Genomic DNA, 11,849 nt, shown 5'->3' with positions numbered 1-11,849 from the left:
TCTATCAATATATATAAAATTTTTAACCTATTTTACGAATATCATTGAGCATGCTCTGAGCGATATTTTTCCAAGAAAAATAGGTAAAAAATGAAGATGGTAAATTTGGCGTGAGTATTAATTGTTGTTGTATTGCTAGCACCATCGCGTCGACATTACGATCCTCTACCACTTGTAAATTTCTACCAATCACGTTTGTAGGAATACCAATAGCGCCGCTAACAAAGGAGACTGCCGGTGTGTTAAATGACAATGCTTCTACTAATTTCGTCTTAATACCACCACCATCAAATATCGGATTGATGAATACATTGGCTCCTCCAAAATACATTTGAATATCGTCAACAAAACCTTTTACTATAATATTTTTTTCTGTATTTGTTGTAATAGTTTCAGGTATTGATTTACCGCAAACAACCAATTTAAAATCAATGATTGTTTGATTTAATTTAGGTAAAACATCCTCCACCAATAATATCAAAGCATCCAAGTTGGGTTTGTATCCAAAATCACCATTAAAAAGTAAAATTCTCGTGGAGGAACTTAGTTGATTTTCCGCCAAAATATTGGAATGTGCAGCAGTTTTCCATTCATTGGAATAATTGGAAGGAAGGTCCATTCCGTAAGTAATAACGCTCGATTTTTCTGGTTTTACTCCAAAATTTTGAATAGCAAAATTGCGATCTTCAGGCGTTATAAAGACGACCAAATCCGCCATTTTATACACCCATGCTTCATATAAATACAGAATCTTCCACCAAAATTTCCCTATAGATTTGAAACGTAACGCTTCTATATTATGCGAACGAACTATAATTTTTTTACTATAAAATATTCGAATCAAATACAACATCCAACCCAGATATGGATGCTCTGTCATAATATGCGTAATCTTCTCAGATTTTATAATTTTACCAATTTTACGAATTGAAAAAATATTAGCATAACGCAATACGCTATCACTCAAAATGGGAAAAGTTGAATATTGCACTAAGTCCGTTTTTTCATATTGGCTAACAACTGTTACCGCTTGAAAACTCGTTATCAGAGACAGATATTTATACAAAAAAGCTATCGCTTTATGTCCACCAAATCTGGCAGGAATAAAGCGATAGGGAGCTATAGAAAGTATTTTTATCTGAACATCATCCATGCGTTAAGCGACTTCTGATTTTCTTTTTTTAACTAAACCGACAATACTCAAAACTAAAACTATGTAGAAAATAGCATTGGAAGCGTAGATCACTTTTTGTCCTACGATGGCAGATTTTGGTTCAAATTTGAACTCAACAGTATGCTTACCAGCAGGAACATTGATACCGCGCAATACATAGTTGGCACTTACATAATTGGTTTCCTTTCCATCTATATAAGCGTTCCATCCAGCTGGATAATAAACTTCACTCATAACGGCAAACTGATTGGATTTTGCATTTGTAGTATAGCGAATCGTGTCGTTATCATATTTATCCAATTGTATCGTCGCCGTACTATCATAGTTGGGGCTTGCTGCATTTGCTTTATTACTATTTTCAATAATCGCTGTGGTTTTAGGATCAAACGTTCCTAATGCATTCAAGGCATCTGCAGAAGAATTTACATATTGAATATTCTTCACAAACCAAGCAGCGCCAAGTGCTTCTGGATTTTGTTGTACAACACCTTGACCACCTTGTTGTTGTGGATTTGCAGCAGCCTGCTGATCTTGCGTTAAGATATATTTAGTATCCAACATATTCAAAACCGCCATGTTCAAACCACCACTTGGTTTGGAAAATTGATTTTCAATAACGTCTTGATAGATACGCAATTTCGCAGGATGATAACCGCCAATGGATCTAAAATAATAAGAAGTAACAGCATCATTAAATGGATTACCACCAACCAAATTCAAAACTCTATAGTGTGGAGATTTATCCAAAAGTACCTGTTGCTCTGCTGGAGTTGCAGAGAACGCTTGACTTTGCAAATCACTATTTTCCACAAAATTTTCACTATTCAAATATTTGCTATCTATACGTAATAAGTCAATCATATTGATCACTAAAAATACAGCAATAATTACCGCTGGTTTCGCTATTTTTCTAACGTATAAGAAAATACCTCCTAAAGCAATTAGTCCAAATAATAAAGCATGTCCCAATCCACTTGCAAACATTCCTTTACGATCTTTGATAATGCCATTGATCAATGGACTTGCTTTGTCTGCTCCACCAAATGCAGATTTCAATTGCTCATCCATTGGACTTGTAAAATCATTAAATACATAAACCAATAACGCTATCGCAAATAAACCACCCGCTGCGTATAATATTTTTTTGAAATTTTTATTCAAATATTCCTGTTCGCCTACAGCGTAAAATATTTTTTGCAAAGTCACGCCAGCCATTAACGGCAATACAAATTGTGGAATTACCAATGCCATAGAAGGAGCTCTAAATTTGTTATACATCGGAAGGACTTTGAATAAAAGTCCATTAATCCCAGGTAAATAACTACCAAATGACAATATCAATCCGAAAATGATTGAAGCAAACATCCACCATTTATCAGATTCTTTATTCAAAACCGCCAAACCTATTACGGCTAAGAAACAAATCAATGCACCAGAGTACGGAGGTCCTGCAGTGGAGGGATTGATTCCACCCCAATATTTAGGTACTTGACTCGCTATCTGCGGATTGGCACCAAGATCACTTAAGGCAGATGCCAAATGAGAATCTTCATCAAAAGTTTCTATGGAGCTACCACCATAAGCATTGGGCATCATTAAAACCAAACCTTCTCCTTTACCTAAACTATAAGAAAATGCATAATCCAAATCCAATCCGGAAGTCTTGGTGGTTTCACTTTTACCATTTTCCGTTGTAGTCACAGTTTTACCTCCACGCATTGTATATTTTGCATACTCAGCAGTGGTCATCAAGCTTTTGGCAATATTACCTAAACCTACAGCCGTACCAAAACCCGCTAATACAAGCGCTAAAACAAGATGTTTAAATTCTTTATTTTTTACCCAAACATAGATATAATATAAAGTCATTATACCTACAATTAAGAACATGTAGTAGGTTATCTGATAGTGTCCAGCGGTAATCTCCAACGTAGAAAATATCATCGTAATGACCAGTCCCAGCAAGTATTTCTTTTTATAAATCATATAAATACCCGCAAACAAACCAGGCGCATAAGCTAAAGCATTCATCTTGGACTCATGCCCAGCGATAATAATTACGGGATCATAAGTCGCATACGCAAATGCTAAACTTGCTAAAATTGCAATAATCACATCCAAGCCAAAAGCTAAAGACAATATATAAAAACTAACGCACGCCACGAAAAAGAAACTGATCGGTTTCGGTAATCCCAAACTTATCCAACTTGTAAAGTCCGGAAGATAAGAAGTACTCTCTTGATCTACTTGATAGTTAGGCATACCACTAAATAGGTGCGTATTCCACAAGGGTAAATGACCATGTTGTTCCTTATAACTTATGGCATCTTGCGCCATACCTCTCCAGTGAATCACATCCGTCTGTTGTAAGACCTGACCTTCCATCGCAGGACGGCAATAAATCAGTGCTACGACCAAAAACACTACAATAGCAATGACATGTGGCACAATTTTCTTCCAAGAAAAATTTTTCATGCGAAAACATTAATTTTTAAAGCGCTAGCTTCATTTTGAATGAGTAGCAAACCTAATCATACTTTTTTAAAAAAATACAACTGACCGCTGCTAATTTACGGCATTACAATTTCATTCCTAAGAAAAGACTTGTAACTTTAGCCATTTTTGAGACAACGCGTAATATTCAAATGAAATTATCCTTTCTGGCAAAAATTACCAGCATTTACAATATCTTTTTTCTTGCGTCTTTTTTGTTGAAATATTTTCTATACACAACGCAACAAGATTTGGTTAGTCATATATTGATTGCAGGATGTATTTTATCTCCTATTATAAATGGGATCTTTTTCTTAATTTGTGTAACAAAATATATCCGAAAACAAAGTATTGAAGTATCCAAATGGATAATATTATTCAACCTTTGTCTATTTATTTTCCAAATCATCACATTTAGTTTCTCTCTCCTATGACCAATTATTTAAAAGATAAATCGAGTAAATTATTTCTCGCCTTTTCTGCTTTTTTTGTGGCGAATGCATTAATTGCAGAATGTATTGGTGGCAAAATATTCTCTTTGGAAAAATTATTTGGTTTTCAACCCGCCAATCTCACGATTTTCGGGCATAGCGGCTTGTCTTTCAATCTGACTTGTGGTGTGGTTTTGTGGCCATTAGAATTTATATTGACCGATATCATCAACGAATTTTACGGTACAAAAGCAGTAAAACGAATTAGTTACACAACCATTTCCTTGATTTCTTATGCATTTTTAATGTTTTTCATTTCCATGAAATTGCCTGCTGCTGATTTTTGGATTGGGACAAATAAAGACAAAGGTGTTGACAATATGCAAAATGCCTTCAGCGCCATATTTGGACAAGGACTATGGATCATTATTGGTAGTTTGGTTGCCTTCCTATTTAGCCAATTAACTGATGTATTTGTTTTTCATAAAATCAAAAAAATCACTGGGGATAAATGGATTTGGTTACGGGCGACGGGCTCTACTTTAGTTTCACAACTAATTGATAGTTATATCGTTTTGATTATAGCATTTAAAATTGGAAACAATTGGAGTTGGACGCAAGTCATCGCTATTGGTGTAGTAAATTATATTTACAAAGCTGTGGTTGCTCTACTATTAACGCCCGTAATCATGCTTTTAGAAAAAAGAATTGTAAAATATCTAGGGAAAGATGTCGCAGAAAAAATGAAGAAAAATGCCATGGGCGAACCAGAAGAATTGAATATCCCTACAGCGGGATGAGGTTAGAATTAGGAATGATAAGTTATGAAATATGACATAAAAAACGGTTAGAATTGTATTCTAACCGTTTTTCTCTTGAAAATTATCATTCATAATTTATAAATCACAATTCATCTCTTCTCACCTGATAACTCACACCTGCGCTTCCTGAAAAAACAGGAATCGGTGGATGAATTTTATTCACACGAACATATACTTCATTTGCCAAAGCAAATTTTTCTAAAATTTCAAATGCCAATTTGGTTACCAACGTTTCCAATAGTTCTTCAGGTTGATTCATTCTTTCTTTGACTACGTCAAATACTGCAGAATAATCAATGGTGTCATTAATATCTGTTACGGGCATCATTTTGGGCGAATACGTCAACCACAAATCCACCTCAAAAGAACCGCCTAATCGCTTTTCAGCTTCATATAATCCGTGGTTAGCTCTGAATAATAAATTTTTTAATTCTATTTTCAACATATAATTATCTTCCGTTTACAAATTCAGAAATTCTGCACTAGACTATGCACCGATTTCGGTCAAATATCTTTCCGCATCCAAAGCTGCCATACAACCACTCGCGGCCGCTGTAATTGCTTGACGATAGGTTTTATCTTGTACATCACCTGCCGCAAATACACCTGCAACATTGGTTTTAGAGGATCCAGGAATTGTATTGATATATCCTGTTTCATCCATATCAAGAATATCTTTGAATATTTGACTATTAGGCGTATGACCGATCGCTACGAAAAATGCGTTAACAGGTATTTCAGTTTCTGCACCCGTTTCTGTATTTTTTATTTTTACAGCTTCTGTTTTATCCTTTCCAACGACTTCCAAAGTTTCAGAATTCCAATAGATTTTGATATTTGGCGTATTCTTCACACGATCTTGCATGATTTTACTTGCCTTCATTCCATTTTCGCCCTTACGTACGATCATATGTACCGTAGTAGCTAATTTGGATAAATATAAAGCATCTTCACACGCCGTATCCCCTGCACCAACGATCGCAACTTCTTGATTTTTAAAGAAAAAGCCATCACAAACGGCACAGGCACTTACGCCATAACCATTTAAACGTTGTTCGCTTTCCAATCCCAACCATTTAGCGGTAGCACCTGTAGAAATGATGACAGACTCAGCTTCGATCCATTTTTCTTCATCGATTTCAACTTTGTGTATAGGACCAGAAAAATCAACTTTGGTTGCGATACCATAACGAATATCTGCACCCATTTTTTGCGCTTGTTTTTCCAAATCCACCATAATATCAGGTCCCATAGCGCCTTCTGGGTAGCCAGGGAAATTTTCTACTTCTGTCGTAATGGTCAATTGACCACCAGGTTGCAATCCTTGGTAAACCACTGGATGCATATTAGCTCTAGCCGCATAAATAGCCGCAGTATAACCTGCAGGACCAGAACCTATAATCAAACATTTTACTTTTTCTACCTTATTTTCACTCATAACAATTTCCTTTCTTTAATAAACTTTGCAAATTTACTTGAAAAAAGCCATTTTATACGATAGTTTCCACCTATTTTGGAATAGATGTTGATTATTAATATTTATATAAAATTTCATAGATGAAAAAACTCATTTTACCACTCTGCTTATGTTTCACAATTGCCTCTTGCGATTCTGTCAATAAATTACAAAGCAGTATTCCTGGCATCAGTACTAGCGGCACAATTACCCAAAGCGATGCGCAAACTGGCATACAGCAAACACTTTTAAATGGGATACTTGCAGGAGTTACCAATCTAAACAAAACCAACGGCTTTTTTGGAGATCAAGCGTACAAAATATTTTTACCTCAAGATGCTCAAAATGTTGTTTCTACTCTAAAATCAATTGGTTTGGGTAGTGCAGTGGATAAAGCTGTCTTGCAAATAAATCGCTCTGCTGAAGATGCAGTTGGATTTGCCAAACCTATTTTTGTCAATGCGGTGAAGCAAATGACGGTAACAGATGCTTTGAAATTGGTCAAAGGTGGCAACAATTCCATTACTAATTATTTCAAAGACAAAACTACGAATCAATTAATCACAGCCTTCAAGCCTTCTATTAATACGTCTTTACAAAAAACAGATGCAACGAAATATTATGACCAAATAGCCAATACCTATAATAAAATTCCTTTGATAAAAAACAAAATCAATCCTGATCTAACTGATTATGTTGCTCAGAAAACTGTTGAAGCTTTGTTTGACCAAATTGGAAAAGAAGAATTGAACATTCGAGAGAATCCCGTCGCAAGGACTACGGATATTTTGAAAAAAGTATTCGGACAAAAAAGTTAATGCAAATAAAAAACCATCCTTTCGGATGGTTTTTTATTTGCTAGTCTCTTATGAAACTGTTGTTATGCCATAAATCTCGATAAGATAGAACGACACCTATTTGGATATAATTTTCTTTGATTAAGCTATTCGCAGTAGTTCCTCGGCTTCCCACCTGCACATTAAATAAATATCCCAATGGTGTATATTTCGAATTAACGCCGAATCCCATTGTAACGCCAAAGTCATTTATTCTTCGGTCTCTTACGATAAGATTACCTTCATTATAAAAACCACCTAATTGATAATAATATTTTTCGTAGCTAAACACATTACCGTTTTGAATAACGGTAGTCATTTTAGCATATTCCACACCTCCAGATATTCTCTGTGAATTGGCAAATGTGTAGGATAGTCCGCCACTATTATTTGCTGAAGACCAATTTTGTCTTTGATAATCTGCATTAAATGTCCAAGCATTTTTGTATTTTACGGAAACACCACCACCTAACATTTGAGGCAAATAAAAATTGGAATTTCCAATGCCAGAATCACTTACTAATGTAACTGGTATAGTACCGACAGTTCCTAGATTTCCAGAGGTAAGATCGTATGTATCAATTCCATGTAATCTTGTTCTCATAGCACCTACTAAACCGACACCTAATGCTACATCTTTCGATAAACGTGTATGATATTGTAAACCACCTTTGAAATAAATTTTATGGAAATAATTCGTATTCGTAGTATTTAAATCGGAACTTACTACGGAACTAGAAGAAGTGGTTTTGGATAATTGCTGACTACCGAACAAAAAACTTGACTCTAAACCAAGATTTAATCCTTTAAATAATCTAAAAGCATTGGACCAATAAAATTGATGCAATCCTCCATTTCCACTCAAATTAATTGATTGTATAATGTTAGAACCTACTACATTTTCAGTGGTTGTATTGTTATAATTAATACTACTATAAGGCTTGAGACCAAATCCAATACCCCAAAATTTAGCACCCTTTATTCCAAATGACAACTTTTGAAATTGTAAATCACTCGAATTAACATTTGCATCAGTTCCTATAGATTGTCCTTTATAATTTACATATTTAAAATTAGCCGCTAATTCAGCAGAAAAATAATGATCTTGTAAATCAACGAAAGATGCAGGATTAGACATATACATATAATTGCCAGAAGATAAACTAAAACCAGCTCCTCCAAGTCCAGTGGATCTATCGTAATTATTATAGTTCAAATCTCCAATTCCTATCATACTGTATGGAGATGCGTTAGTCTGAGCTTGCACATTTTTATTTATGCCAAAACTGACTAATGAGATAAGGGAAATTAATACTTTTATATCGCGTTGGTTCATATAAATATTTTACCGCTTATTTCGCAGCGATGTAATAAACTTGTAATTGAATTTTTCCTGTTTGACCATTCAGATCAGGTATTACCATCCTATTAAATGTGGTTTTAAAATTAGTCGTAGGAGGACAAATTAATAATCCTCTTTGATTCAAATTTTCGGACGCTAATTCCGTACCTTGAATGTAAGTTGTTAAATCGTATGTATAAGTATTATAACCAGTTGTAGGATCGAGATACAAGCTACCGGTCTGCACACTAGAACTATAAGTTAGGGCGGTACCTAGACCATTTGCATAATCTGTTGTATATAAATATAAACTTGGTGGTAATGCATAAAATGGAAGATTTGTTCCAAATTGCGGCTGAAACGTCAGTGTTGCTCTGGATACTTGCAAGTAATTGGGTGATTGCAACAAACGACGAATTGTTGGAAATTGAATTTTAACTAATGAACTTGTAATTGGTTGCAAATATGTTAAACTATCTGTTAATGCAGAAGGAATACTATTATTATTGTGGCTAAAATTTTGATTCCCCAATAAGGTTCCAGATCTATCAACTGTAATATTATTAAACTGATAAGAACTGTTGTAAAGATCAAATGTTGTATATGTCTGTTGATTTATCGTCTGACCGGGTGAGTGATAATAAAGTCTCATTGCAATACTATCAGAAAAATTAATCATAAATCCATCGGTACCTGATCCTGAAATACGTAGCCCTTTAAAGTAATTTACAAATTGTGTAGCACTTTGAATGTTTGAACTTCCAGATTTTAGCATACTAAGAAATTCGTTTCCTAAGGCATCACTCAACCGGATGGACAATGTATCTCCAGTTAGTGGAGAACCTATTTTTAGTGAAAAGGTTTTTGTTCCCAAAACAGAAGTATTAAAGGGAAAACTCGTAGTATTATAGAAAGAAGTCTGATTGTTAAATAATTGAATATTTTGACTCAATTGATTAACACTCAATGTGAGATTCTTAGTAGTATCGCCATAATTTCCGCCCTTCATTTTCAATAATAATGTCAGAGAGTCAAACGTTGCATAACGATATGTGTCAATTGCAGAGGAAGAATACGTAGGCGGCTCAAACTGTGCAAAACAAGAAGCATTTACGGTTCCAAATTGTGGGTCTTTATATACGCCAGCAACGCCATATCCGGTACCAGAAGTACTGAACGAATCCAAATACACCGTTGATATATTGGCACTAAAAGTATCGACATATATCACTTTAGTATAATCATTATCTAGCCACTGACTACCAAAATCAATATTGGCTTTATTACACGAAAGAGCGACCACAGCAATAGCGCAAAATGCCACTGCAAAGTAAAAAAAACGTTTTCTCAACTTATTCATTCTATGATTCAATAGTAATTATCTAAGCAAAGTAAATAGCTAAATCGAAATAAAATAATTATGCTATTTAAATTTTGATAAATTCACTTTTATTTATGAAATAAAATTAAACAATATGCAATTCAAATATAAAAAAACTCAGATCTATATTAAAATGGAGGCAAATATCTCAAAAAAAAATTAAAAGTATCGTGTTTCTTGTTTTTCACGGAGTTTATTTAGCAAATATTCGATTATTTAACACTTTAGTTTTTTTTTTACATTTAATTTGCAGTCAAATTCAATAAATTTTTACATTTGCGGAACTTTTGTGTTCTATGTATTCAATTTTGAATGTATAGATATTGAATTTTATTAAATTGTTTAACTTAACATTTATTTATTTTACATTTTAACATTTTTGTAAAATTTTCATGCCTATTTTAGGCAAAATTTTTATTTTAATTTATGAGTAAACGTATCTTTTCTGCTTTCGCTGTTGCAAGTCTATTCTTAGCACTTGCATCATGTAACAAATCTTCTTCAACTTATGGTAGTGAGACAGAAGGAAACTGGATTAAAAAAACTAGTATTAGTGGTCCAGTAAGAGCATATGCAGTTTCTTTTGTAATAGGTAATTATGCCTATGTTGGAACTGGTAAAGGATCGGCAGCTAATAATTTGCGCTTATCTGATTTTTGGAAATTGGATATCTCTGCAAATGGCGGTTTAGGATCTTGGACGCAGGTTGCTGATATGAAAGATCAAGGTAGATATATGGCAGCTGCTTTTGCAATCGGAGGTGTTGGATATATTGGTACTGGATATAATGATTCTACAGGAGTTTATAACAATACATTTTATGGTTATGACACAGCTACGAACCTCTGGACAAGAAAGGCTGATTTTATAGGTGGTGCAAGAGGGGAAGCTATTGGCTTTGCTTTAAATGGCAAAGGTTATATGGGAACGGGTAGAGATTTATATCAATTGTACAGTGATATATACGAATATGATCCATCTTCAGATTCTTGGACTCAATCAGTAAATTACCCTGGAGATAAAAGATATGGTGCTGTTGCTTTCACAAGCAATGACACTGCAGCATTCGTTGTTACTGGTATGTCTGGAGCAGGAACAGACTCATATGATATGTATAGATTTAATGGTTCAGATTGGTCTGCAAAAAGATTAATTCGTAATGCAAATTCTGATGAAACATTTGATGATGACTATACTGATATTGCTCGAGATCATGCAGTAGCATTTGTTATTGGAGAATACGCATATCTTACAGTTGGTCAAATAAACGGTAGTGCAACTTTAAAAACTTGGGCTTATCATATTACTCAAGACCAATGGGAAAGAAGAACTCCATATCAGAGAGTTTCAAGAATTGGGGCCGTTGGATTCACTGTCCAAGGTATAGGTTTAGTCGGAACAGGATTGAATGGTTCTAGTAATATTTTGGATAATTTTAGTCAATTCGATCCAAATGAAAGTTATGATAGCAATGATGATGTTAACTAATACTAATAAACAATAGTAATCAAGTAATTGAAAAAGTTATTCATATTTTTATTTCCAATTGCGATATGCATTGGATGTAAAGAAAAAACAAAAACTTCTCCCTCTCATGAAGGAGAAGTTTTTGTTAAGGTTAGATCCGTCAAAGTGCCTAACGGTTGGGGCTATGAAGTTGTAAGCGATACGAATGTTTTTATTAAACAATATTTCATTCCCTCTATTTCAGGTCAACGTCCATTTAAAACTGAAGATGACGCACTAAAAACAGGACAATTGGTTGTGGAAAAATTGAAAGAAAACAAATTACCTAGTTTGGATTCTATGGATTTAGTTAGGCTTGGTGTCTTGGAAAAATAAAATATTAAGATTTTAGTATAAAAAAAGTCCTGCGAATATATATACGCAGGACTTTTTTATTTGAAAGCGAATT

The 11,849-nt window shown here is 34.2% G+C and carries 10 protein-coding genes; 4 read left to right on the top strand and 6 right to left on the bottom strand.

All coding sequences use genetic code 11. The features are described from left to right. Nucleotides 1–22: 22 nt before the first annotated feature. Complete coding sequence (locus E0W69_RS02010; RefSeq protein ID WP_131328364.1) at nucleotides 23–1,153, bottom strand: glycosyltransferase family 4 protein; 1,131 nt, start codon at nucleotides 1,151–1,153, stop codon at nucleotides 23–25. A gap of 3 nt (nucleotides 1,154–1,156) precedes the next feature. Further along, on the bottom strand, nucleotides 1,157–3,649 hold the full coding sequence (locus E0W69_RS02005) for a YfhO family protein (protein WP_131328363.1): 2,493 nt from the start codon (nucleotides 3,647–3,649) through the stop codon (nucleotides 1,157–1,159). Between the two features lie 448 nt (nucleotides 3,650–4,097). Between E0W69_RS02005 and E0W69_RS02000 the strand changes: the two genes are divergently transcribed. Further along, nucleotides 4,098–4,898 carry a queuosine precursor transporter gene (locus E0W69_RS02000; protein WP_131328362.1) on the top strand — a complete coding sequence of 267 codons (801 nt, stop codon included), beginning with the start codon at nucleotides 4,098–4,100 and terminating at the stop codon, nucleotides 4,896–4,898. 103 nt (nucleotides 4,899–5,001) lie between these two features. On the opposite strand, the gene E0W69_RS01995 is transcribed toward E0W69_RS02000, so the two are convergent. Next, entirely contained in the window at nucleotides 5,002–5,364 is a 363-nt protein-coding gene (locus E0W69_RS01995; protein ID WP_131328361.1) for a dihydroneopterin aldolase, read from the bottom strand. 42 nt (nucleotides 5,365–5,406) lie between these two features. Further along, nucleotides 5,407–6,357 carry a thioredoxin-disulfide reductase gene (gene trxB / locus E0W69_RS01990; protein WP_131328360.1) on the bottom strand — a complete coding sequence of 317 codons (951 nt, stop codon included), beginning with the start codon at nucleotides 6,355–6,357 and terminating at the stop codon, nucleotides 5,407–5,409. Nucleotides 6,358–6,476: 119 nt separating this feature from the next. On the opposite strand from trxB, the gene E0W69_RS01985 reads away from it, so the two are divergent. Further along, nucleotides 6,477–7,193, top strand: coding sequence for a DUF4197 domain-containing protein (locus E0W69_RS01985; RefSeq protein ID WP_131328359.1), 717 nt, complete (start codon nucleotides 6,477–6,479; stop codon nucleotides 7,191–7,193). A 40-nt stretch (nucleotides 7,194–7,233) separates the two neighbouring features. Here E0W69_RS01985 and E0W69_RS01980 read toward each other — a convergent pair whose 3' ends face one another. Together E0W69_RS01980 and E0W69_RS01975 are read right to left on the bottom strand one after the other, a co-directional pair. After that, nucleotides 7,234–8,547, bottom strand: coding sequence for a hypothetical protein (locus E0W69_RS01980; RefSeq protein WP_131328358.1), 1,314 nt, complete (start codon nucleotides 8,545–8,547; stop codon nucleotides 7,234–7,236). Nucleotides 8,548–8,563: 16 nt separating this feature from the next. Next, entirely contained in the window at nucleotides 8,564–9,913 is a 1,350-nt protein-coding gene (locus E0W69_RS01975; protein WP_131328357.1) for a DUF4270 family protein, read from the bottom strand. A gap of 447 nt (nucleotides 9,914–10,360) precedes the next feature. On the opposite strand from E0W69_RS01975, the gene E0W69_RS01970 reads away from it, so the two are divergent. Next, nucleotides 10,361–11,422: a Kelch repeat-containing protein gene (locus tag E0W69_RS01970; RefSeq protein ID WP_131328356.1), complete on the top strand. Its 1,062-nt coding sequence runs from the start codon at nucleotides 10,361–10,363 to the stop codon at nucleotides 11,420–11,422. 27 nt (nucleotides 11,423–11,449) lie between these two features. Next, on the top strand, nucleotides 11,450–11,776 hold the full coding sequence (locus E0W69_RS01965) for a DUF4907 domain-containing protein (protein WP_131328355.1): 327 nt from the start codon (nucleotides 11,450–11,452) through the stop codon (nucleotides 11,774–11,776). Nucleotides 11,777–11,849 lie beyond the last annotated feature (73 nt).

It is taken from the genome of Rhizosphaericola mali (assembly GCF_004337365.2).
GTDB lineage: Bacteria > Bacteroidota > Bacteroidia > Chitinophagales > Chitinophagaceae > Rhizosphaericola > Rhizosphaericola mali.
This window is presented reverse-complemented; position numbering and strand designations above follow the sequence as displayed.

Bases quoted from the DNA above. Each gene is read 5' to 3' on its own strand.
- trxB (WP_131328360.1), bottom strand. From the start codon at position 6,357: ATGAGTGAAAATAAGGTAGAAAAAGTAAAATGTTTGATTATAGGTTCT.
- E0W69_RS01985 (WP_131328359.1), top strand. From the start codon at position 6,477: ATGAAAAAACTCATTTTACCACTCTGCTTATGTTTCACAATTGCCTCT.
- E0W69_RS01970 (WP_131328356.1), top strand. From the start codon at position 10,361: ATGAGTAAACGTATCTTTTCTGCTTTCGCTGTTGCAAGTCTATTCTTA.
- E0W69_RS02000 (WP_131328362.1), top strand. From the start codon at position 4,098: ATGACCAATTATTTAAAAGATAAATCGAGTAAATTATTTCTCGCCTTT.
- E0W69_RS01995 (WP_131328361.1), bottom strand. From the start codon at position 5,364: ATGTTGAAAATAGAATTAAAAAATTTATTATTCAGAGCTAACCACGGA.
- E0W69_RS01975 (WP_131328357.1), bottom strand. From the start codon at position 9,913: ATGAATAAGTTGAGAAAACGTTTTTTTTACTTTGCAGTGGCATTTTGC.
- E0W69_RS01980 (WP_131328358.1), bottom strand. From the start codon at position 8,547: ATGAACCAACGCGATATAAAAGTATTAATTTCCCTTATCTCATTAGTC.
- E0W69_RS02005 (WP_131328363.1), bottom strand. From the start codon at position 3,649: ATGAAAAATTTTTCTTGGAAGAAAATTGTGCCACATGTCATTGCTATT.
- E0W69_RS02010 (WP_131328364.1), bottom strand. From the start codon at position 1,153: ATGGATGATGTTCAGATAAAAATACTTTCTATAGCTCCCTATCGCTTT.